The following is a 21,939-nucleotide window of genomic DNA, read 5'->3' as shown; positions in this document are numbered from 1 at the left end:
TTATCCCTCAGCTGCGACCCGGAAGCCATTTTCCAGGTCGGCAATCAAATCTTCGCCATCTTCAATGCCGGTTGAGATACGCAGTAACGTCTCTGAAATCCCGGCGGCAGCACGTGCTTCCGGCGCCATGCCCGCGTGTGTCATGGTGGCAGCGTGGGAAATTAAACTTTCAACCCCACCTAAAGATTCCGCCAGCGTAAATAATGACAAACCGCTTAAGAAGCGACGCAGTGTTTGCTCATCACCATCCAGTTCGAAACTCAACATTGCGCCAAAGCCTTTCTGCTGGCGCGCAGCAATCTCATGTCCCTGATTTTCCGGCAGCGATGGGTGATAAAGTTTTTTCACCAGCGGCTGCTTTTTCAGAAACTCAACGATCGCCTGGGCGTTACGCTGCGCCACTTCCATACGTGGAGACAGTGTTCGCAGGCCACGCAACAGCAGGTAGCTGTCGAAGGCGCTACCGGTGACGCCGATATTATTCGCCCACCATGCCAGTTCTGTGACAGTTTCCGGGTCTTTGGCAATCACCACGCCCGCGACAACATCTGAGTGGCCATTCAAGTATTTAGTACATGAATGCAATACCAAATCAGCGCCCAACGCCAGCGGGTTTTGCAACGCCGGACTCAGGAAAGTGTTATCCACCACGCTGACCGCACCTGCCTCACGCGCGAGCTGACAGATTTTCGCAATATCCACGACGCGCAACAATGGGTTGCTCGGACTTTCCACCAGCACTAGCTTTGGTTTTTGCGCCAGCGCCGATTTTAATGCCTGCTCATCATTCTGATCGACAAACAAAACCTTATAGCAGCCGCGTTTTGCCAGACTGTCGAAGAGGCGGTAGCTGCCACCATAGCAGTCATGCGGCGCAACCAGCAGGTCGCCCGGTTTCAGGAAAACCGTGGTCACCAGATGAATCGCCGACATACCGGTGTTGGTCATCACGGCACCCGCACCGCCCTCCAGCTCTGCCAGGGCACGCTGCACGACATCGCGCGTCGGGTTACCGCGGCGTGAATAGTCATGGGCTCGAGGCTCATTAAATCCGGTGAAATTATAGGTGCTGGAGAGGTGGATGGGCGGAACAACGCAACCGTACTGCTCGTCATCGTTCAATCCGCTACGCACTGCGATGGTGGCCTGTTTACGCGTCATGGTGAAGGCTTCCTGGCTTAATGGATGAAAAGTCAGGCACCAGAGTAAACATAAGAATAATAGACGTCAATACATCTGGACATCTAAACTTCTTTGCGTATAGATTGAGCAAAATCGCAATAGCCGTTAAAATTATATGCTTTAGTGAAGTGACGCAGAGCGATACACCGTGTCACGGTACTGACTCTACGGTAAACTACGCGAGATTATGGTCCGGGCGCTGCATTGATCAGGTTCAGACCTTTTATTAATGACTGAGAGGATTAAAGGTATCTCATGGCTGAATGGAGCGGCGAATATATCAGCCCGTACGCTGAGCACGGTAAGAAGAGTGAACAGGTAAAAAAAATTACGGTTTCCATTCCTCTGAAGGTGTTAAAAATCCTCACCGATGAGCGCACCCGTCGTCAGGTTAACAACCTGCGTCATGCCACCAACAGCGAACTGCTGTGTGAGGCATTCCTGCATGCGTTTACCGGCCAACCTTTGCCCAACGATGAAGACCTGCGTAAAGAGCGCAGCGATGAAATCCCGGAGGAGGCAAAAGTAATTATGCGCGAATTGGGTATCGACCCCGATACGTGGGAGTACTGATTTAAAAAGGCGGCTCATGGATTGAATCGCCTTTTTTGTCTCGAACAAGGATGTAAATCATGACAAAGAAGTTTGTCCTCTTGCTGCTCGCGGTGATGGTTTTCCCGGTTCTGGCTTATGAACCGCAGACGGGCGATATCATCTTTCAGATGTCTCGCTCGTCGCAAAGTAAAGCTATCCAGCAAGCCACTCATTCGCGCTTTAGCCACACTGCTACGGCATACTGAATATCTGCAGCCAGGGAGTTGGAAAGCGCAGGAATGACGTTGGATACGTCGCTTACGTTAACGGCGGGAAGCGTTATACGCGCAGTGGGGAACCACAGAGCATGCCTGAATGTGCACTGCTATCCCCAGTAATGGAGCAGAGATAAACAAAAAGGCAGAAGAAATCTTCTGCCTTTTTGTTTATCTGTCTGTTGCGCTGGCTGAATCAGAAGCGGGTCACTTCCGGGTGAACCTCTGCCAGAGAAGTGAAGTAAGACACAACGACATTTTTGAGTGCATTCAGCATATTCATTTTCCTTTCACGCGTTGTTGATAACCTCTTTCGCAGTGAAAAGCATATGCCTGTTTACCCTTATCGGCAATGTTTTTGTGATGTTCATCACAAAAACATTGCTCAAATGATCACCTATATGACTGAGGCGTGAGATTGCGCTTCACGTGCCTTTTGGCGATTGATATAGCCAATATCGTTGTTGCCCCATAGCTGGTCATAAGGCATACCCGCCAGCATTTCCACTGTCTTACGCGCTTGTGGGGTGATGGATTCCGGCGTCAGGCGGCCCGCACTACGCATTTTTGCCGTCTCTTCGCGCAGAACGCTGTGCGTGGACAAGTTCAGGCGGAAGCGCAACGACACCAGGAAACCGATCGACAGCACCAGCACGGTACCGATACTCAGAATCATCAGGATGGTATGGCTCACTCCCGGCACCTGCGTGCTCAGCCCGGAAACAAAACCGGACATCTGCATCACAATACCCACCAGCATCACGGCGCCAGCCTGAGAGGCTTTACGCGTTAACGTCATGATCCCGGCAAAGATGCCCTCGCGACGCTGACCTGTCACCACCTCGTCCACATCGGCGATATAGGTATAGATATTCCACGGAATATAGTTGATGCCGCCACGCCCTAACCCGGCAATACCAGAAATAAACAACAGCAGCGACATGTTATCGCTCTGTCCGGCCAACGACAGCAGGGCAAACGAAACCGCAGCCAGACCAAACAGCACCACGACAATACGGTAAGACGGCGCAGCGCCGAAACGAATACAGAGCGGGATCATCCCCATGACTGCGATAAATTGCAGAATCGCCATGGTTCCCATCAGGCTGGAGGCCAGGGTCGGGCTCTGCATCAACACAAACACCACATAGTAGGTGAAGACCGCGTTGAAGACGTCCTGGGCAATATACCCGCCAAGATACATGCCCAGATGCTGACGAAAAATACGGATACGGAAGGTGGAACTCAGCTCAATGATCAGACGACTCAGGCTTTGCCCAAGCGTCAGTTTCGGTTTCGCCGCTTCCGCTTCTTCATCACGCGGACGCTCCCAGGTAAAGGTCCACACCAGCGTCAGGACGATCGCGCAAATCACCGCAAACACGATACTGGCATAGAAGAAGGAGACGGCATTATCTTTGCCGAAATGGCTTAACAGAATGCCCGGCAGGAATGCGGCCAGAATGGCGGAAAGCTGCGCCAGCGCGATACGCGCCCCGGAAAACTTGGTTTTCTGTTTGAAGTCATCGGTCATCTCCGGTACCAGCGTTTCGTAAGGCACCAGAATCATGGTATACACCACATCAAACAGCAGGTACGTGAATAAATAGTACCAGTAGTTCATGTGGCCAACCCACATCAACGTATAGGAAAATACGCAGGGAATACCGAGCAGAATAAAGAATTTACGACGGCCAAAGCGTTTACCGAACCAGGTATTGCCAAAGTTATCGGTCAGATAACCCATCAGCGGGCTGACAACGGCATCCAGCACCCTGGCCATGGCGAAAATGAAGGTCGCCTCAATCGGCGTTAAGCCGCAAAACGTTGTATAAAAATAAAGTAACCATGCGGCGGTCAGTGCTGTTGTTCCCGCGCCCAGAAAATCTCCGGAGCCGTACGCCAGATAATTCACTAAACCAATTTTGCGTGTAGACATTGTTTAACCCAATCCTTAGCGAAATATAAAATTTCGACTTAAAAATTGCGAGCGGATACGGCGGCAATATATATTGCCGCCGTATTATTCAGACACAGAAAGAAAGGTAATTAGAAGTTATAACCGATACCGACGCGATAACGCGTCTGGCGATCATCTGTCGTTGCCGTTTTATAACCAGAAGACACATTACCTACTTCAACAAATGGCACCCAGGAACCAAATTTATAGGCAATACGGCCGTTATATTCATAATCACGCTTGGTATTGTTATAAAGATTTTCAGCTTCAGCAAATTTATAAATACCGTTTAGCTCAAACATCCAGTTCCCGGTATTATAACCAATCCATACTTCCGGGCGGTTAACGCGACGGTCATCACGACCTTCTGCGTTACGACGAGTGTACTCGAAACGGTAACGGAAGGCGGTCCACCAGTTGTCGTTGATATTATACTGAACACGCACGAACGGCTTATAAATGGTTTGGTTCTCGTCCGTTTCGATTGCAATACCAGGCAACCAGACCAGGTTGCTCCAGGTAAACTGGTAGTTGGCTGTATACTCAATCCCGTTCGTTTCCATATTATTTAGCGGCTTTTTCGCATCCGCATCATCAGAACGGGAAATACCTTCTAAGGCTACCCCAAAGCCGCTGGCAAAACGCTGTGACATATATACACGATCATAGTTACGCCCGTCATCGTAATATTCATGACGATAGTCTACGTAACCCGCATGGGCTGTTCCTGCCAGTACCGGCAGTAATAACAACGCATATTTCAACCTCATGGAAATTCCTCTTTGACGTAAATTTCAATAAAAGAAAAGCGTGTAGCTATGGATTCGCAGGCCAGCGTAACGAGTGAAAGACAGCTACAAATTAAAAATGTCCTAATAACGTGAGGAATTGTATTTTAGTGTAAATGTACATACCTTTGAGTTTTTGCCAGCATTCCGTTTAAGTGGCAAAAAAGCAAAGATATGTCGGCTTAATGTCACCAACTGAAACATTAGGTTTTTAAAAAAGAAACAGCGTGCCAAATCAAAAGAACTGACGTTGCGAAAAACTGCGGCAGGGGATCAAGAGCAAGGGGTGTTACACTGAAGGGCGCGGAATTCAGGGACAAAAAAAGCGCCTTGCGGCGCTTTTTTCATCTGGCAACTTATTTGCTGCCCGGGATGCTGAAGCGTTTGTTGAAACGCTCAACACGACCACCGGTATCAACAACACGTTGTTTACCAGTAAAGAACGGGTGGCATTTGCCGCACACGTCCAGGTTCAGGTCGTGACCCACGGTAGAATGGGTTTTGATCACATTACCGCAAGAACAGGTTGCAGTAATAGCTACATAATTCGGGTGAATACCTTTTTTCATGGGAAACCTCAGTTTAAGGCCGCGTCGCTCTTCCAGCCCTAACGCCAGACACCACGCGAGTTAATGTATTAGTGGATCTCTGGTACGTGAATACGCACCAAAGGCGGCGAATCATACAGAAATTAACCAACGTATGCAAACTGATCCGCGCCCCACCTTTAACAATGTGTATACTATCCCGCCAGTTTTCAAGCCAGGATCCTGAGATGCCCGTCGCCCATGTAGCGCTACCCGTACCGTTGCCCCGCACCTTTGACTACCTGCTTCCCGATAGCATGGTCGCCAGCGCGGGCTGCCGGGTACGCGTGCCCTTTGGCACCCAGCAACGGGTGGGGATTGTGGTCTCCGTCGGTGAGACCAGCGAATTGCCCCTCAATGAGCTCAAAAGCGTGCTTGAAGTGCTGGACAGCGATCCTGTCTTTTCCGTCCCGGTTTGGCGGCTTCTGCTCTGGGCGGCGGATTATTATCACCACGCCATTGGCGATGTGCTTTTCAACGCAATTCCTGTACCGCTACGCCAGGGTAAACCCGCCACTGCCGCAGTACAGTGGTTCTGGTTCGCCACCGAGCAAGGGCAGGCGGTCGACCTTAATAGCCTTAAACGTTCGCCAAAGCAGCAACAGGCGCTGGCAGCCCTGCGCCAGGGGCGCATCTGGCGGCATCAGGTTGCTGAGCTTGAGTTCAATGACGCCGCGCTACAAGCACTGCGTACTAAGGGGCTGGCAGAGCTAAACAGTGAGGAGCCCGCGCATCATGACTGGCGGCATGGCTTTTCCGTCTGCGGCGAGCGTCTGCGTCTTAACACTGAACAGGCAACTGCGGTAGGGGCAATTCACAGCGCGGCGGACCAGTTCTCGGCCTGGCTGCTGGCGGGTGTAACCGGTTCTGGCAAAACAGAAGTCTATCTCAGCGTGCTGGAAAATGTGCTGGCGCAGGGAAAACAGGCGCTGGTGATGGTGCCGGAAATCGGCCTGACGCCGCAGACCATCGCCCGTTTTCGCGAACGCTTTTCTGCCCCGGTCGAAGTACTGCATTCCGGACTAAATGACAGTGAACGCCTGTCAGCCTGGTTAAAAGCTAAAAACGGCGAAGCGGCGATTGTCATTGGTACACGTTCCTCACTGTTCACCCCGTTTAAAAATTTGGGCGTTATCGTGATCGATGAAGAACACGACAGCTCTTATAAACAACAGGAAGGCTGGCGCTACCATGCGCGCGACCTGGCCGTCTATCGCGCCCACAGCGAGCAGATTCCAATTATACTCGGCTCGGCGACGCCCGCCCTGGAGACGCTCCACAACGTGCGGGCGCGGAAATATAAGATGCTGCGCCTGACGCGCCGCGCCGGCAACGCCCGCCCCGCCATGCAGCATGTTCTGGACCTGAAAGGCCAGGCGCTACAGGCAGGACTCTCCCCTGCTCTTGTAAATCGTATGCGCCAGCACTTGCAGGCAGGCAATCAGGTCATCTTGTTCCTGAACCGTCGAGGCTTCGCGCCGGCACTGCTGTGCCATGATTGTGGCTGGATTGCCGAGTGTCCGCGCTGCGATCATTACTACACGTTACACCAGGCCCAGCAGCATCTACGCTGCCACCATTGCGACAGCCAGCGCCAGGTGCCACGTCAATGCCCTTCCTGCGGCTCAACCCATCTGATGCCGGTTGGACTGGGTACAGAACAACTGGAGCAGGCCCTTGCCCCGCTTTTTCCTGGGGTGCCGCTGTCGCGTATTGACCGGGACACCACCAGCCGTAAAGGCGCGCTCGAGCAACACCTGGCGGAAGTACATCGCGGCGGCGCGCGTATTCTTATCGGCACGCAGATGCTGGCGAAAGGGCACCATTTCCCGGATGTCACGCTGGTTGCCCTGCTGGATGTCGACGGCGCGCTCTTCTCCGCTGACTTCCGCGCCGCTGAACGCTTTGCGCAGCTTTATACCCAGGTCTCCGGGCGTGCCGGGCGCGCGGGGAAACAGGGTGAAGTGGTACTGCAAACCCACCATCCGGACCACCCTTTATTGCAGACGCTTCTGCATAAAGGCTACGACACCTTCGCGGAGCAGGCACTGGCGGAACGTCAGACGCTCCAGCTTCCCCCCTGGACCAGCCATGTGCTCATCCGTGCGGAAGATCATAACAACCAACAGGCGCCGCTGTTCCTGCAACAGCTAAAAAATCTGCTGCAATCCAGCCCGCTGGCAGACCAGCACCTCTGGGTGCTTGGTCCGGTTCCGGCACTGGCTCCCAAACGCGCCGGGCGCTGGCGCTGGCAGCTCCTGCTACAACATCCTTCCCGCGTGCGCCTGCAACAAATTGTCAGCGGCACGCTTACGCTTATCAACACCTTACCAGAAGCCCGCAAAGTGAAGTGGGTGCTGGATGTGGACCCTATTGAGGGCTAAGGTTGCGAGGCACCTCGAAAAATTCAACTTTCATCACATTTTTAATGAAAATTCTGTAACCGATTAGATTAACTATCTGATAAAAATGTGTCTGCGCCTGCGCCGCGCATGCGAGGAGAAGAAGGTGAAGACCAGGAATCAGGTTGCAGCCGCGACCATGAAAGATGTTGCCGTTAAAGCGAAGGTATCCACGGCAACGGTGTCCCGTGCGTTAATGAACCCGGATAAAGTGTCGCAGGCTACCCGCAATCGGGTTGAGCAGGCGGCAATGGAAGTGGGTTATTTGCCGCAGTCGATGGGACGTAACGTTAAACGTAATGAATCCCGGACGATCCTGGTGATTGTGCCGGATATTTGCGATCCGTTTTTTAGTGAAATTATCCGTGGCATCGAAGTCACTGCCGCAGAAAAGGGCTATCTGGTATTGATCGGCGATTGTGCTCATCAGAATCAGCAAGAAAAAACCTTTATCGATTTAATCATCACTAAGCAGATAGATGGCATGTTGCTGCTCGGTTCACGCTTGCCTTTTGATGCCAGCATCGAAGAACAACGTAACCTGCCGCCAATGGTGATGGCGAATGAATTTGCCCCGGAACTGGAACTGCCCACAGTACATATCGACAACCTGACCGCCGCCTTCAATGCCGTGAATTACCTGCGCGAACAGGGGCATCAATACATTGGTTGCATCGCCGGTCCGGAAGAGATGCCGCTGTGCCACTATCGCCTGCAGGGCTATGTACAGGCGCTGCGTCGCTCTGGCATTGCCGTGGACCCGCACTATATTGCCCGTGGCGACTTTACCTTTGCCGCTGGTAGCGAGGCGCTGGAACGGTTACTCTCGCTGCCGAAGCCGCCCACTGCGGTATTCTGTCATAGCGACGTCATGGCGCTCGGCGCATTGTCTTATGCGAAGCGTCGTGGTCTGAAAGTGCCGAATGATTTGTCTATTATTGGTTTCGATAACATCTCGCTGGCGGAATTCTGCGATCCTCCGCTCACCACCGTTGCCCAGCCGCGTTTCGATATCGGTCGCGAAGCAATGCTGTTACTACTTGAACAGTTACAAGGGCATACGGTAAGCAGCGGCTCCCGATTACTGGATTGCGAATTGGTCATTCGTGGGTCAACTAAGGCGTTGACTTAACGTAAATGCGTTATCGGAATCCCTCTTCTGGTCAAAAGCCCGTCGCTTAAGTAACATGACGGGCTGACAAACGAAATAAATACAGCGAAACGATAGTGGCACAACGAGATTATGTACGCCGCAGCCAGTCGGCTCCTTCGCGGCAAAAAAAGAGTAGCTCAAGGAAGAAGCAACGTAGCGTATCCGCTGTCTCGCCCGCAATGGTCGCGATTGCCGCCGCAGTACTGGTAGCTTTTATCGGTGGCCTGTACTTTATTACCCACCACAAGAAAGAAGAATCTGAAACGCTGCAAAGCCAGAAAGTTGCAGGCAATGGTCTGCCGCCAAAACCGGAAGAGCGCTGGCGTTACATTAAAGAGCTGGAAAGTCGTCAGCCAGGCGTACGTGCGCCTACCGAGCCATCTGCGGGTGGTGAAGTGGAAAAACCGGAGCAACTGACCAATGAGCAACGTCAGTTACTGGCGCAAATGCAGGCGGATATGCGCCAGCAGCCTACCCAGTTAAACGAAGTGCCGTGGAACGAGCAGACGCAGGAGCAGCGCCAGCAAACGCTGCAACGCCAGCGTCAGGCGCAGCAACAGGTACAGCAGCAGATGCAACAACAGCAGTGGAGCAACGTGCAGGTTGAGCAACCGACACGGACGCCGCCACGGGTGACAGAGCAACCACGCACGGCGCAAACCGCGCCGGTGCAGGCACCGAAACAAACGCCTCAGCAAAGGCCATCTGCCGCCAGCCAGCAGCCGTACCAGGACTTGCTGCAAACGCCAGCACATACCACGGCGGCCGCGCCGAAAACGCAGCAGGCCGCTCCGGTGACGCATGAAGAAGCACCGAAGCAAACGGCCGAGAAAAAAGACGAACGCCGCTGGATGGTACAGTGTGGTTCGTTCAAAGGTGCTGACCAGGCAGAGACCGTTCGTGCCCAGCTCGCCTTTGAAGGATTTGACTCTCGCATCACCAGCAATAACGGCTGGAATCGCGTGGTTATCGGTCCGGTTAAAGGCAAAGATAACGCAGACGGCACCATTAGCCGTCTGAAACTGGCCGGCCACACAAACTGCATCCGTCTCGCCGCCGGGGGTTGAAACCCCCAAAATCTCCCCCATCTATACTTGCATTCTGCCCCGTATCACTACGGGGCTTGTATTCTGCATTCGTAACCAGGGGGTCTGCTCGTGACAACAATAGTAAGCGTACGCCGTAACGGCCATGTCGTTATCGCTGGTGATGGCCAGGCGACACTGGGCAACACCGTTATGAAAGGCAACGTGAAGAAAGTTCGCCGTCTGTATAACGACAAAGTCATCGCAGGCTTTGCCGGGGGCACGGCTGATGCCTTCACCTTGTTTGAACTCTTTGAACGTAAGCTGGAAATGCACCAGGGCCATCTGGTCAAAGCGGCGGTGGAACTGGCCAAAGACTGGCGTACCGATCGCATGCTGCGCAAGCTGGAAGCGTTACTGGCCGTGGCCGATGAAACGGCTTCACTGATCATCACCGGTAACGGTGACGTTGTGCAGCCAGAAAATGACCTGATTGCCATTGGCTCTGGCGGCCCATATGCCCAGGCGGCTGCCCGTGCGCTGCTGGAAAACACCGACCTCAGCGCGCGCGATATCGCCGAAAAAGCGCTGAACATCGCCGGTGATATCTGCATCTACACTAACCACTTCCACACCATCGAAGAATTGACCACCAAGGCGTAAGGATTCCTCATGTCTGAAATGACCCCACGCGAAATTGTCAGCGAACTGGACAAACATATTATCGGTCAGGATGCGGCGAAGCGTTCCGTGGCGATTGCCCTGCGTAACCGCTGGCGTCGTATGCAGCTTGATGAAGAGCTGCGCCATGAAGTGACCCCGAAAAACATTCTGATGATCGGGCCGACCGGTGTCGGTAAAACCGAAATTGCCCGCCGTCTGGCGAAACTGGCAAACGCGCCGTTTATCAAAGTTGAAGCAACCAAATTCACCGAAGTGGGTTATGTCGGTAAAGAAGTGGATTCCATTATCCGCGATCTTACCGATGCCGCCGTGAAAATGGTCCGCATGCAGTCCATCGAGAAAAACCGCTATCGCGCCGAAGAGATGGCGGAAGAGCGTATTCTGGACGTACTGATCCCCCCGGCAAAAAACAACTGGGGCCAGCCGGAAACCGTTGCTGAGCCGTCTGCTGCACGTCAGTCTTTCCGCAAAAAACTGCGTGAAGGCCAGCTCGACGACAAAGAAATTGAAATTAATCTGGCCGCGTCACCGATGGGCGTAGAGATCATGGCGCCTCCGGGAATGGAAGAGATGACCAGCCAACTCCAGTCCATGTTTCAGAATCTGGGCGGGCAAAAACAGAAGCCGCGTAAGCTGAAAATCAAAGATGCAATGAAACTGCTGATTGAAGAAGAAGCGGCGAAGCTGGTGAATCCGGAAGAGCTGAAACAAGATGCAATCGACGCGGTTGAGCAGCACGGTATCGTCTTCATCGACGAAATCGACAAAATCTGTAAGCGCGGCGGTAACACATCCGGCCCGGATGTTTCCCGCGAAGGTGTTCAGCGCGACCTGCTGCCGCTGGTAGAGGGTTGTACCGTTTCCACCAAGCACGGCATGGTGAAAACTGACCACATCCTGTTTATTGCCTCCGGCGCATTCCAGGTGGCCAGCCCGTCTGACCTGATCCCGGAACTGCAGGGTCGTCTGCCTATTCGCGTTGAACTGAAAGCGCTGACCACGCAAGACTTTGAACGCATTCTGACCGAGCCAAACGCATCGGTTACCGTGCAGTACAAAGCATTGATGGCAACAGAAGGCGTCAATATCGATTTCACTGACGACGGGATTAAACGCATCGCGCAAGCGGCCTGGCAGGTGAACGAGACCACCGAAAACATCGGTGCGCGCCGTCTGCACACCGTTCTGGAACGTCTCATGGAAGATATTTCCTATGACGCCAGCGACCTGAATGGCGAAACTATCATCATCGACGCCGACTATGTGAGTAAGCACCTTGATGCTTTAGTGGCAGATGAAGATCTGAGCCGTTTTATCTTATAATCGCAGCCACAACGTTTTCATCATTTCCGATGGGGGCTTATGCCCCCATTTTTTATTACTGGCTGGTGACTATGACTGACGCACAACCTTTGAGCCGCACCCAGGCCTGGCTGGAAAGCCTGCGCCCAAAAACACTGCCGCTGGCGTTTGCCGCTATCGTGGTAGGGACGACGCTGGCCTGGTGGCAGGGTTTCTTCGATCCGCTGGTTGCCATACTGGCATTAAGCACCGCCGGATTGCTGCAAATCCTTTCCAATCTCGCCAACGACTATGGCGATGCGGTCAAAGGCAGCGATAAACCCGACCGTATTGGTCCGTTGCGCGGTATGCAAAAAGGGGCGATTTCGCTTGAGCAGATGAAGCGTGCGCTGATCATTGTCATTGTCCTGAGCTGCATTTCCGGCCTGCTGTTGCTGCTGGCCGCCTCACAAACCCTGACGGATTTCATCGGCTTTGTGGTGCTTGGCGCGCTGTCTATCATCGCCGCTATCACCTACACTATCGGCAAACGACCTTACGGCTATATCGGCCTTGGCGACGTTTCGGTACTGATCTTTTTTGGCTGGCTGAGCGTAATGGGAAGCTGGTATCTGCAAACGCATATGCTGATCCCTGCGATTATCTTACCCGCTACGGCGTGCGGCCTGCTGGCGACTGCGGTGCTGAATATCAACAACCTGCGTGATATCGACAGCGATCGCGCGAATGGCAAAATCACGCTCGTGGTGCGCTTAGGGCCGGTGAACGCACGCCGCTACCATGCGGGTCTGCTGGCCGGTGCCCTTCTCTGTCTGGCGTTGTTTAACCTGCTGTCACTGCATAGTGTATGGGGTTGGCTGTTCGTCCTTGCCGCGCCGTTGCTGTTAAAACAGGCGCGTTTTGTGATGCGTGAGCGGGATCCGAAAGCTATGCCGCCGATGCTCGAACGTACAGTAAAAGGGGCTTTACTGACTAACCTGTTGTTTGTGATTGGGATTATGCTGAGTCAGACGCATTTTTAACTGACAAAAGTCAATTAACAATTGATGATTTTGCCAACAATGCGTGATGCGCGATATACTGACAACTCTCGCAGCAACTGAACGTTAAGCCTATGAAATACGATACGTCTGAGCTCTGTGACATCTACCAGGAAGATGTCAACGTCGTGGAACCGCTGTTCTCCAATTTTGGTGGACGGTCGTCGTTCGGCGGTCAAATCATCACGGTGAAATGTTTCGAGGATAACGGGTTGCTGTACGATCTGCTCGAAGAAAATGGCCGTGGTCGTGTACTGCTGGTTGATGGCGGTGGTTCTGTGCGTCGTGCGTTAATTGATGCGGACCTGGCGCGCATCGCTCTGCAAAACGAGTGGGAAGGGATTGTGGTCTACGGCGCGGTGCGCCAGGTGGATGATCTGGAAGAACTGGACATTGGCATTCAGGCCATTGCCGCCATTCCGGTGGGTGCCGCTGGAGAAGGCATCGGCGAAAGCGACATTCGCGTCAATTTCGGCGGCGTGACCTTCTTTTCCGGCGACCATCTCTATGCCGATAATACCGGGATAATCCTGTCCGAAGATCCACTGGATATCGAGTGATCAAAAAAGGCACCGCAAGGTGCCTTTTTTATGCGCTGTACCGTTCTGGAAAAGAAAGCCAGAGCAGCTACGCGAAAGATTTCATGTTGTAGCAAGCCGGCAACTGAGCGAATCCCCGGGAACACAGAAACGACGCGCCAGGGGAAAGTGAGCGCAGCCAACGCCGCTACGGCACGAAAGATGACGCGTAATCAGACTTCTTCCATACGGCCCAGCAATGCCTGCAGACGTTCCTGCCAGCCATGCTGCTGTTCTTTCAACTGGTTGTTTTCACGGGCCAGTTCTTCGCGATCATGCTGCGCGGACTGTACTTCCTGGGACAGACTGTTGTTCTTCTCTTTCAGCTCTTCGATTTCCATCTGCAGCAGCGTGATGGTATCAATCGCCTGCTGTACTTTCGCTTCCAGCTTCTCGAATACTTCTAATGACATCGTCATACCTCTCCTGAATTGCAAGGCGTTGATGGGTATATACCACTCGGGTAAATCCGCGTTCCGTGAACGGCGACGCCTTAATGTATTTAGCGCACGGTCTTAGTACCCGATTGTATGAAGCCCTTTAGCCCCTGTCCAGCGACAACCCGCGCAGATCGCGCTTTGCAACACTTTTCAGCCTAAACCTGGTGCATTTGCGGTCCGCTTCAATAAATTGTTAAATTGAGGGTTACAAAAATGATTCAGCTCACACTTCTCCCTCCTTCGCAAACGCGCCTCATCGCGCGAAAACGCTCATTTTATTGACGCAGTACACACATTTTGATTTCGATATTTCTCGTTTTTGCTCGTTAACGATAAATTAACAGTATGTCTACACGGCATCTTGGAGTCTTCTCCCTCCATGCAAACTATAACCATTAAACTCTTTGCAGGATCCGATTATGAGTCAAACCTCAACCTTAAAAGGTCAGTGCATCGCCGAGTTTCTCGGCACCGGGTTGTTGATTTTCTTCGGTGTGGGCTGCGTTGCGGCACTTAAAGTAGCAGGTGCCAGCTTCGGACAGTGGGAAATCAGTATCATTTGGGGTCTGGGCGTGGCGATGGCCATCTACCTGACCGCAGGGGTTTCCGGCGCACACCTTAACCCGGCTGTGACCATTGCATTGTGGCTGTTTGCCTGCTTCGACGGGCGCAAAGTTGTACCCTTTATTGCTTCTCAATTTGCTGGCGCATTCTGCGCGGCCGCACTTGTTTACGGGCTTTATTACAATCTTTTCTTCGATTTCGAACAAACTCACCATATGGTGCGTGGCAGCGTCGAAAGCCTCGATCTGGCAGGCATCTTTTCAACCTACCCTAACCCGCACATCAATTTCTTCCAGGCCTTTGCTGTTGAGATGGTGATTACCGCGGTTCTGATGGGCGTCATCATGGCGCTGGGCGACGATGGCAACGGGATCCCGCGTGGCCCGCTTGCTCCGCTGCTGATTGGCCTGCTGATTGCTGTTATTGGTGCCTCTATGGGTCCGCTGACCGGGTTTGCGATGAATCCTGCTCGTGATATCGGACCGAAAGCGTTCGCCTGGCTGGCTGGCTGGGGCAATGTCGCCTTTACCGGTGGGAAAGATATTCCTTACTTTCTCGTACCGCTGTTTGGGCCTATTGTCGGCGCATCACTGGGTGCCTTCGGTTATCGTAAACTGATTGGCCGTAATTTACCGTGTGACGTTTGTGCTGTGGAAGATGACAAAAACGCCACCACAACTTCACAACAAAAAGCTCCGCTGTAATGTGACTACGGGACATAAATCATGACTGAAAAGAAATATATCGTTGCGCTGGACCAGGGTACCACCAGCTCCCGCGCCGTCGTAATGGATCATGACGCCAACATCATCAGCGTTTCGCAGCGCGAATTCGAACAAATTTATCCTAAGCCAGGCTGGGTTGAGCATGACCCAATGGAAATCTGGGCAACGCAAAGCTCCACGCTGGTAGAAGTGCTGGCTAAAGCGGATATCAATTCAGATGAAATCGCCGCGATTGGTATCACCAACCAACGTGAAACGACCATCGTCTGGGAGCGCGAAACCGGTAAACCTATTTATAACGCCATTGTCTGGCAGTGCCGTCGTACATCAGAAATCTGTGAGCAGCTCAAACGTGATGGCATGGAAGAGTACGTGCGTAACGCAACAGGTCTGGTGGTTGACCCGTATTTCTCCGGCACCAAAGTGAAGTGGATTCTCGATCATGTTGAAGGCTCTCGCGAACGTGCGAAGCGTGGCGAGCTGCTGTTCGGTACCGTCGATACCTGGCTTATCTGGAAAATGACCCAGGGCCGTGTACACGTAACTGACTACACCAACGCCTCCCGTACCATGCTGTTCAACATCAATACCCTGGAGTGGGACGACAAAATGCTGGATGCGCTGGATATCCCGCGCGCCATGCTGCCGGAAGTGCGTAAATCGTCTGAAGTCTATGGCCAGACCAACATCGGTGGTAAAGGCGGTACACGTATTCCTATCGCCGGGATCGCCGGTGACCAACAGGCAGCGCTGTTCGGTCAGTTGTGCGTCAAAGAAGGGATGGCGAAGAACACCTACGGCACTGGATGCTTTATGCTGATGAACACTGGCGAAAAAGCGGTGAAATCAGAAAATGGTCTGCTGACGACCATCGCATGCGGACCGACTGGCGAAGTGAATTACGCGCTGGAAGGTGCGGTATTCATGGCAGGTGCGTCAATCCAGTGGCTTCGCGACGAGATGAAACTGATCAGCGATGCGTTTGATTCGGAATATTTCGCTACCAAAGTGAAAGACACCAACGGCGTCTATGTAGTGCCTGCCTTTACCGGCCTGGGCGCACCGTACTGGGACCCGTATGCACGTGGCGCGATTTTCGGTCTGACCCGTGGCGTAAACTCAAACCACATCATTCGCGCAACGCTGGAATCTATTGCCTACCAGACGCGTGATGTACTGGAAGCCATGCAGGCTGACTCCGGCATTCGTCTGCACGCCCTGCGTGTGGATGGCGGTGCGGTAGCCAACAATTTCCTGATGCAGTTCCAGTCGGACATTCTGGGCACCCGCGTGGAGCGTCCGGAAGTGCGTGAAGTTACGGCGCTGGGCGCAGCTTACCTGGCGGGTCTTGCAGTTGGCTTCTGGCAAAACCTGGACGAACTGCAGGAAAAAGCGGTCATTGAGCGCGAATTCCGTCCGGGCATCGAAACCACCGAACGTAACTACCGTTACGAGGGCTGGAAAAAAGCGGTGAAACGCGCGCTGGCATGGGAAGAGCGCGACGAGTAATCTCCCCCTACCCTCTCCCTTTAGGGGGAGAGGGCAAAAACCTGCCCCGCACGCTCGCTCACCTTCTGCCCCAAAATTCACGCTGGTTCGTCCCTCTTTCCTTTGGAGAGAGAGCCAGGGCGAGAGGACCAGACCGCGCCCGGACCTGCTCTGTGTGTTAAACTTCGCGCAATTTCTTTCACTTCACGAGTTTGCTATGAGACGAGAACTTGCCATTGAATTTTCCCGCGTGACCGAAGCAGCGGCGCTGGCTGGCTATAAGTGGCTGGGTCGCGGCGACAAGAATACCGCCGACGGTGCTGCCGTTCACGCCATGCGCATCATGCTTAACCAGGTCAATATCGCCGGGACCATTGTGATTGGCGAAGGGGAAATCGACGAAGCCCCAATGCTCTATATCGGTGAAAAAGTCGGTACCGGTAAAGGCGACGCAGTGGATATAGCCGTTGACCCAATTGAAGGCACCCGCATGACCGCCATGGGTCAGGCTAACGCCCTGGCAGTACTGGCTGTGGGTGATCAAGGCTGCTTCCTCAATGCGCCGGATATGTACATGGAAAAACTGATTGTCGGCCCTGGCGCGAAAGGCACTATCGACCTGAACCTGCCACTTGCCGATAACCTGCGTAATGTTGCTCATGCGCTCGGTAAACCGCTCAGTGAGCTGACGGTGACGATTCTGGCCAAACCTCGCCACGACGCCACCATCGCTGAAATGCAGAAGCTTGGTGTCCGCGTTTTCGCTATTCCGGATGGCGACGTTGCGGCCTCCATTCTGACCTGTATGCCGGACAGTGAAGTCGATGTTCTCTACGGTATTGGCGGTGCGCCGGAAGGTGTCGTCTCAGCCGCCGTCATCCGCGCGCTCGATGGCGATATGAATGGCCGCTTGCTGGCACGTCATCACGTGAAAGGCGACAACGAAGAGAACCGTCGTATCGGGGAAATTGAACTGGCACGCTGCCAGGCGATGGGCATTGAGGCCGATAAAGTACTGCGCCTGGATGAAATGGCACGCAGCGATAACGTGATTTTTTCCGCAACCGGAATTACCAAAGGCGACCTGCTGGACGGCATTAGCCGTAAAGGCAATATCGCTACCACCGAAACCCTGCTGATTCGCGGGAAATCGCGCACCATTCGCCGTATCAAGTCCATTCACTACCTGGATCGCAAAGATCCGGACGTGCAGACGCACATTCTGTAAGATTATTTATCAGGGAGAGCTTTCCGGCCCATCCGGGCTGGAAATCCTTCCCATTCACGACGAAGATAAGGCAATGATTCTGAACAGGAGAAAATCATGGCCGACTGGGTTACAGGAAAAGTCGTAAAAGTCGAGTTCTGGACCGACGCATTGTTCAGCCTGACCGTTCATGCCCCCGTTCATCCCTTCACTGCCGGGCAATTTGCCAAACTGGGCCTCGAAATCGATGGCGAACGGGTACAGCGTGCCTACTCCTACGTCAACGCCCCAGGCAGCCCCGACCTGGAATTTTATCTGGTTACCGTCCCTGAGGGCAAACTCAGCCCGCGCCTGGCTGCCTTACAGCCCGACGATGAGGTATTGATTGTCAGCGAGGCGGCAGGCTTCTTTGTTCTTGAAGAGGTACCGGACTGTGACACGCTGTGGATGCTGGCGACCGGGACCGCGATTGGGCCTTATTTGTCTATCCTGCAGGAAGGAAAGGACCTGGATCGCTTCAAAAATCTGGTGCTGGTGCATGCGGTGCGTTATGCCGCGGATTTAAGCTATCTGCCGCTGATGCTCGAACTGCAGAAACGCTATGAAGGCAAATTGCGGATTCAAACGGTGGTCAGCCGGGAAACCGTGCCCGGATCGCTCACGGGACGTGTCCCTGCGCTGATTGAGAACGGCGCACTGGAAGCGGCGGTGGGATTGCCGATGAACAGCGACACCAGCCACGTCATGCTCTGCGGCAACCCGCAGATGGTGCGCGACACCCAGCAGTTACTGAAAGAGACCCGGCAGATGGCGAAACACCTGCGCCGCCGCCCGGGCCACATTACCGCCGAACACTACTGGTGATCAGCGGAACTGTACTTCAAGCGTATCTTTGCCGAACTTGTTCTCGCCCTGGGTGCCAATAAACGCGCCCAGGTCGATGAGCATTGTCACCATAATCAGCACCGGCACGAAGCGGCCAACAACCCATTGCCATGTACCGCCAAGTATCTCCCAGTGCCCTGCCAGCAGCATCCAGGCAAGAATAAATAACAACGACCAACTGCCAGACTTATTGCGGTCATGCAGTCGTTTCACAATCACACACGCGGTTGGCCAGAGCAGGCAAACCAGCATAAACGCGGCATTTTGGCTGGCCAGAAGTTCAAAACTGACCGCGTAAAACAACGCCGCCATCGCCAGCACCCAGATAACGGTCCAGATCCAGAAATCACGACGACCAATGCGGCCTTTAAATGAGAACAACCACTGCTGAATACCCATGTAAGGTTCCTTTAATTGTAGTGCTGCGTAGTTTACCCTGGTCGCGTGAGTTTTTGACAAGCCAGACTGTTATCGTTTTAATCGTGAGCAAAGAGAAGTGAGGACGATGTTAATGAAAACCTGGTGGCTCCTGTTTACGGTGCTCTTCATCAACCACTATGCCATCGCAGAGGATACGCTACCTGCGGCGGCCGCCCCGTATCTGCTGCCGGGTGCTCCCACCTTCGAACAATCCATCAGCCAGTTCAGGGAAAAATTCAACGAAGATAATCCCGACCTGCAGCTCAATGAATTTCGCGCTGTCGATTCGCGTGGTGATACTGAACGCCTGACCCGCGCCGCGACCAAAATTAACGACAACCTGTATGCCTCCACGGCGCTGGAACGCGGCACGTTGAAAATTAAATCCATGCAGATGACCTGGCTACCGGTCCGGGGGCCAGAGCAAAAGGCGGCCAAAGCGAAAGCCCAGGAGTATATGGCGGCATTGATTCGCGCGTTTTCACCGACGCTGACCAAAGCGCAAAGTCTGCAAAAGCTGCAAAAATTACTGAACAACGGCAAAAACAAGCTCTGGTATGCCGAAACGGAAGGGGCTATCCGTTATGTTGTAGCAGATGACGGCGAAAAGGGGCTGACCTTCGCTGTTGAACCGATTAAGCTGGCGCTATCTGAAAGCCTGGAAGGCGACAATAAATGACAAAAAGCAAAGCCTTTCCCATGACGAATCTCTATACTGTTTCACAGACCAAACTGCCCTGACGGGCAGACATCTTACTTAAATTCGCTCTTATAGCGTGGAGAATTCAAATGCGACATCCTTTAGTGATGGGTAACTGGAAACTGAACGGCAGCCGCCACATGGTAAACGAACTGGTAGCTAACCTGCGTAAAGAGCTGGCTGGCGTGACAGGCTGTGGCGTTGCTATCGCTCCGCCGGCTATGTACCTGGATCTGGCTAAGCAAGCCGCTGCAGGCAGCCACATCATTCTGGGCGCTCAGAACGTCGACGTTAACCTGTCTGGCGCATTCACCGGCGAAACCTCCGCTGAAATGCTCAAAGATATCGGCGCGCAGTACATCATTATCGGCCACTCCGAGCGTCGTACTTACCACGCAGAATCTGACGAACTCATTGCTAAAAAATTCGCCGTTCTGAAAGAACAAGGTCTGATCCCGGTTCTGTGCATCGGTGAAACCGAAGCAGAAAACGAAGCGGGCAAAACCGAAGAAGTGTGTGCGCGTCAGATCGACGCAGTTCTGAAAACTCAGGGCGCAGCGGCATTCGAAGGCGCAGTCATCGCTTACGAACCAGTATGGGCAATCGGCACCGGCAAATCCGCGACGCCGGCTCAGGCTCAGGCGGTTCACAAATTCATCCGTGACCACATTGCTAAAGCAGACGCGAAAGTAGCTGAGCAGGTTATCATCCAGTACGGCGGTTCCGTTAACGCGGCTAACGCGGCTGAGCTGTTCACCCAGCCGGATATCGACGGCGCGCTGGTTGGCGGTGCATCCCTGAAGGCTGACGCTTTCGCGGTGATCGTTAAAGCGGCAGAAGCAGCAAAAGCGTAATTCGCTTGTCCCTGTGAGCACTCACTGCCTGTTAAGGCGGGGAAATGTTCACGTTATCTCTCCCCTCAGGGGGAGAGATACGCTGTTTACCAGGTTACCGCCCCGGCTTTATCGATGCGGGCATCCAGAATCTATGCAGGTTATTGTCCTAACTGGGTCGTATAGTTACTTTCCACCCAGCGATACCCGTCTCCCTCACGCTTTACATGGCCAAACCCCGGAAAAGAAATATGTGCGGCGGCGACCCAATACCCCTGCTCCGCAGCCTGTTTGAGCACACGCTCCCGCGTTTTAATGGCCTGCTGGCGGTTGACGTCAAAGTGTATTGCCACGTGCGGATCGGGCATTTGTACCGCTTTGGCGTGGATAATATCGCCCCATAAAACCAGTGTCTGACCTTCACTTTCCACACGATACAGTACGCTGCCCGGCGTATGACCCGCGGTAGGTTCCGCACGGATCCCCTCCATAAGAGCTGCAGGCGCCTGGAATGTTTTTAGCCGCCCGGCATTGATGACCGGACGAAGCGTCTTCTCACTTTCAGCAAAAGTGTGTGCTTCACCTGGCTCCACCTTATTGACGTTTGACGGGTTAAGCCAGAAGTCGACATCGCGTTTGTCCACATACACGTCAGCATTCGCAAAGGCAGGTTTGCCGGCACGTGACACACCGCCAGAGTGATCGGCATGAATATGGGTCAGTAATACATCATTAATGGATTCAGCCGGATACCCTGCTGCGGCAAGGTTTTCCAGCAGATGCCCACCCTGACTACCGAACAGCTCACCGGCGCCGGTATCCACTAAAATACGTTTTTTGCCATCGTCGATGACATAGGCGTTAATCGAGGTTTCTGCCTGCGGCGTCATTGCTTCGCCAGCCATCGCCTGGCGTAATTTTTCCGGTGAGATGTTCGTCAGCAGTTTATTCAGGGGGACCGTCACCGTGCCGTCGGATACGGCGGTAACCCGCAGCTTGCCCAGTTTCATGCGATAGTAACCGGGAGCCTGTTCATCCAGCGCACTCGTCTGCCCGGCGGCCAGAAGCTGGCTGGAAAAGAGAAGTGTCGCCATCAGCGCCAGTATCATTTTCATAAAATTGCCTCATCACAGTGTCATTTGACCGTGCTCAGCAGTATCCTCAGCA

General features: G+C 53.4%; 21 protein-coding genes and 1 pseudogene. 15 read left to right on the top strand and 7 right to left on the bottom strand.

Translation table 11 applies throughout. The features are described from left to right. Positions 1-1,161 carry a cystathionine gamma-synthase gene (gene metB, locus IP582_RS00550; RefSeq protein ID WP_039077293.1) on the bottom strand — a complete coding sequence of 387 codons (1,161 nt, stop codon included), beginning with the start codon at positions 1,159-1,161 and terminating at the stop codon, positions 1-3. A 276-nt stretch (positions 1,162-1,437) separates the two neighbouring features. Here metB and metJ point away from each other — a divergent pair, with 276 nt between their 5' ends. Together metJ and IP582_RS00540 are read left to right on the top strand one after the other, a co-directional pair. After that, on the top strand, positions 1,438-1,755 hold the full coding sequence (gene metJ / locus IP582_RS00545; protein WP_007369220.1) for a met regulon transcriptional regulator MetJ: 318 nt from the start codon (positions 1,438-1,440) through the stop codon (positions 1,753-1,755). A 95-nt stretch (positions 1,756-1,850) separates the two neighbouring features. Next, positions 1,851-1,967: pseudogene (locus tag IP582_RS00540) on the top strand (hypothetical protein); the annotation flags it as partial. A gap of 421 nt (positions 1,968-2,388) precedes the next feature. Here IP582_RS00540 and IP582_RS00535 read toward each other — a convergent pair. The 3 genes from IP582_RS00535 to rpmE all read right to left on the bottom strand — a co-directional run bounded on the left by IP582_RS00535 (position 2,389) and on the right by rpmE (position 5,308). Beyond that, a complete protein-coding gene (locus IP582_RS00535; RefSeq protein WP_193794804.1) occupies positions 2,389-3,930 on the bottom strand; it encodes an MFS transporter in 1,542 nt (513 codons plus the stop codon). 110 nt (positions 3,931-4,040) lie between these two features. After that, the gene (locus IP582_RS00530) at positions 4,041-4,721 is read right to left on the bottom strand and encodes an oligogalacturonate-specific porin KdgM family protein (protein WP_193794803.1); all 681 of its coding nucleotides are present in this window, start codon (positions 4,719-4,721) and stop codon (positions 4,041-4,043) included. A gap of 374 nt (positions 4,722-5,095) precedes the next feature. Next, a complete protein-coding gene (gene rpmE / locus IP582_RS00525; protein ID WP_007369223.1) occupies positions 5,096-5,308 on the bottom strand; it encodes a 50S ribosomal protein L31 in 213 nt (70 codons plus the stop codon). A 206-nt stretch (positions 5,309-5,514) separates the two neighbouring features. On the opposite strand from rpmE, the gene priA reads away from it, so the two are divergent. The 7 genes from priA (at position 5,515) to rraA (ending at position 13,492) form a co-directional block, all read left to right on the top strand. After that, entirely contained in the window at positions 5,515-7,710 is a 2,196-nt protein-coding gene (priA, locus tag IP582_RS00520) for a primosomal protein N' (protein ID WP_193794802.1), read from the top strand. A gap of 124 nt (positions 7,711-7,834) precedes the next feature. Beyond that, the gene (cytR, locus tag IP582_RS00515; RefSeq protein WP_193794801.1) at positions 7,835-8,860 is read left to right on the top strand and encodes a DNA-binding transcriptional regulator CytR; all 1,026 of its coding nucleotides are present in this window, start codon (positions 7,835-7,837) and stop codon (positions 8,858-8,860) included. A gap of 95 nt (positions 8,861-8,955) precedes the next feature. Then, positions 8,956-9,948, top strand: coding sequence for a cell division protein FtsN (gene ftsN, locus IP582_RS00510; protein ID WP_193794800.1), 993 nt, complete (start codon positions 8,956-8,958; stop codon positions 9,946-9,948). Between the two features lie 90 nt (positions 9,949-10,038). Next, positions 10,039-10,569: an ATP-dependent protease subunit HslV gene (gene hslV, locus IP582_RS00505; RefSeq protein WP_039077299.1), complete on the top strand. Its 531-nt coding sequence runs from the start codon at positions 10,039-10,041 to the stop codon at positions 10,567-10,569. Positions 10,570-10,578: 9 nt separating this feature from the next. Further along, positions 10,579-11,913 (top strand): HslU--HslV peptidase ATPase subunit, encoded by a 1,335-nt coding sequence (hslU, locus tag IP582_RS00500; RefSeq protein ID WP_039077300.1) that lies wholly within the window; start codon positions 10,579-10,581, stop codon positions 11,911-11,913. Between the two features lie 71 nt (positions 11,914-11,984). Further along, positions 11,985-12,914 (top strand): 1,4-dihydroxy-2-naphthoate polyprenyltransferase, encoded by a 930-nt coding sequence (gene menA / locus IP582_RS00495; RefSeq protein WP_193794799.1) that lies wholly within the window; start codon positions 11,985-11,987, stop codon positions 12,912-12,914. Between the two features lie 92 nt (positions 12,915-13,006). After that, a complete protein-coding gene (gene rraA / locus IP582_RS00490) occupies positions 13,007-13,492 on the top strand; it encodes a ribonuclease E activity regulator RraA (RefSeq protein WP_039077301.1) in 486 nt (161 codons plus the stop codon). Positions 13,493-13,683: 191 nt separating this feature from the next. Here the strand turns inward: rraA and zapB are convergent, their stop codons facing one another. Then, positions 13,684-13,929, bottom strand: a complete 246-nt coding sequence (zapB, locus tag IP582_RS00485) for a septal ring assembly protein ZapB (RefSeq protein WP_103245119.1) — start codon at positions 13,927-13,929, stop codon at positions 13,684-13,686. Positions 13,930-14,369: 440 nt separating this feature from the next. Here zapB and IP582_RS00480 point away from each other — a divergent pair, with 440 nt between their 5' ends. The 4 genes from IP582_RS00480 (at position 14,370) to fpr (ending at position 18,798) form a co-directional block, all read left to right on the top strand. Continuing rightward, a complete protein-coding gene (locus IP582_RS00480) occupies positions 14,370-15,218 on the top strand; it encodes an MIP/aquaporin family protein (RefSeq protein ID WP_193794798.1) in 849 nt (282 codons plus the stop codon). Between the two features lie 21 nt (positions 15,219-15,239). Then, positions 15,240-16,748 carry a glycerol kinase GlpK gene (glpK, locus tag IP582_RS00475; protein WP_193794797.1) on the top strand — a complete coding sequence of 503 codons (1,509 nt, stop codon included), beginning with the start codon at positions 15,240-15,242 and terminating at the stop codon, positions 16,746-16,748. A 196-nt stretch (positions 16,749-16,944) separates the two neighbouring features. Next, positions 16,945-17,955 carry a class II fructose-bisphosphatase gene (glpX, locus tag IP582_RS00470; protein ID WP_193794796.1) on the top strand — a complete coding sequence of 337 codons (1,011 nt, stop codon included), beginning with the start codon at positions 16,945-16,947 and terminating at the stop codon, positions 17,953-17,955. Positions 17,956-18,051: 96 nt separating this feature from the next. Then, positions 18,052-18,798 (top strand): ferredoxin--NADP(+) reductase, encoded by a 747-nt coding sequence (gene fpr / locus IP582_RS00465; RefSeq protein ID WP_039077305.1) that lies wholly within the window; start codon positions 18,052-18,054, stop codon positions 18,796-18,798. On the opposite strand, the gene IP582_RS00460 is transcribed toward fpr, so the two are convergent. Further along, entirely contained in the window at positions 18,799-19,218 is a 420-nt protein-coding gene (locus tag IP582_RS00460) for a DUF805 domain-containing protein (protein WP_039077306.1), read from the bottom strand. A 112-nt stretch (positions 19,219-19,330) separates the two neighbouring features. On the opposite strand from IP582_RS00460, the gene IP582_RS00455 reads away from it, so the two are divergent. Together IP582_RS00455 and tpiA are read left to right on the top strand one after the other, a co-directional pair. Then, positions 19,331-19,918: a DUF1454 family protein gene (locus tag IP582_RS00455; RefSeq protein WP_193794795.1), complete on the top strand. Its 588-nt coding sequence runs from the start codon at positions 19,331-19,333 to the stop codon at positions 19,916-19,918. 110 nt (positions 19,919-20,028) lie between these two features. Beyond that, on the top strand, positions 20,029-20,793 hold the full coding sequence (tpiA, locus tag IP582_RS00450; protein WP_039077308.1) for a triose-phosphate isomerase: 765 nt from the start codon (positions 20,029-20,031) through the stop codon (positions 20,791-20,793). Positions 20,794-20,933: 140 nt separating this feature from the next. Here tpiA and IP582_RS00445 read toward each other — a convergent pair whose 3' ends face one another. Next, positions 20,934-21,887 carry an MBL fold metallo-hydrolase gene (locus tag IP582_RS00445; RefSeq protein ID WP_193794794.1) on the bottom strand — a complete coding sequence of 318 codons (954 nt, stop codon included), beginning with the start codon at positions 21,885-21,887 and terminating at the stop codon, positions 20,934-20,936. Positions 21,888-21,939: the final 52 nt, after the last annotated feature.

Origin of the sequence: Citrobacter sp. BDA59-3 (assembly GCF_015167655.1) — a bacterium.
GTDB lineage: Bacteria > Pseudomonadota > Gammaproteobacteria > Enterobacterales > Enterobacteriaceae > Phytobacter > Phytobacter diazotrophicus.
This window is presented reverse-complemented; position numbering and strand designations above follow the sequence as displayed.

Bases quoted from the DNA above. Each gene is read 5' to 3' on its own strand.
- glpK (WP_193794797.1), top strand. From the start codon at position 15,240: ATGACTGAAAAGAAATATATCGTTGCGCTGGACCAGGGTACCACCAGC.
- IP582_RS00460 (WP_039077306.1), bottom strand. From the start codon at position 19,218: ATGGGTATTCAGCAGTGGTTGTTCTCATTTAAAGGCCGCATTGGTCGT.
- metB (WP_039077293.1), bottom strand. From the start codon at position 1,161: ATGACGCGTAAACAGGCCACCATCGCAGTGCGTAGCGGATTGAACGAT.
- priA (WP_193794802.1), top strand. From the start codon at position 5,515: ATGCCCGTCGCCCATGTAGCGCTACCCGTACCGTTGCCCCGCACCTTT.
- IP582_RS00535 (WP_193794804.1), bottom strand. From the start codon at position 3,930: ATGTCTACACGCAAAATTGGTTTAGTGAATTATCTGGCGTACGGCTCC.
- glpX (WP_193794796.1), top strand. From the start codon at position 16,945: ATGAGACGAGAACTTGCCATTGAATTTTCCCGCGTGACCGAAGCAGCG.
- fpr (WP_039077305.1), top strand. From the start codon at position 18,052: ATGGCCGACTGGGTTACAGGAAAAGTCGTAAAAGTCGAGTTCTGGACC.
- IP582_RS00445 (WP_193794794.1), bottom strand. From the start codon at position 21,887: ATGAAAATGATACTGGCGCTGATGGCGACACTTCTCTTTTCCAGCCAG.
- IP582_RS00530 (WP_193794803.1), bottom strand. From the start codon at position 4,721: ATGAGGTTGAAATATGCGTTGTTATTACTGCCGGTACTGGCAGGAACA.
- hslU (WP_039077300.1), top strand. From the start codon at position 10,579: ATGTCTGAAATGACCCCACGCGAAATTGTCAGCGAACTGGACAAACAT.
- zapB (WP_103245119.1), bottom strand. From the start codon at position 13,929: ATGACGATGTCATTAGAAGTATTCGAGAAGCTGGAAGCGAAAGTACAG.
- menA (WP_193794799.1), top strand. From the start codon at position 11,985: ATGACTGACGCACAACCTTTGAGCCGCACCCAGGCCTGGCTGGAAAGC.
- IP582_RS00480 (WP_193794798.1), top strand. From the start codon at position 14,370: ATGAGTCAAACCTCAACCTTAAAAGGTCAGTGCATCGCCGAGTTTCTC.
- metJ (WP_007369220.1), top strand. From the start codon at position 1,438: ATGGCTGAATGGAGCGGCGAATATATCAGCCCGTACGCTGAGCACGGT.
- rpmE (WP_007369223.1), bottom strand. From the start codon at position 5,308: ATGAAAAAAGGTATTCACCCGAATTATGTAGCTATTACTGCAACCTGT.
- rraA (WP_039077301.1), top strand. From the start codon at position 13,007: ATGAAATACGATACGTCTGAGCTCTGTGACATCTACCAGGAAGATGTC.
- IP582_RS00455 (WP_193794795.1), top strand. From the start codon at position 19,331: ATGAAAACCTGGTGGCTCCTGTTTACGGTGCTCTTCATCAACCACTAT.
- tpiA (WP_039077308.1), top strand. From the start codon at position 20,029: ATGCGACATCCTTTAGTGATGGGTAACTGGAAACTGAACGGCAGCCGC.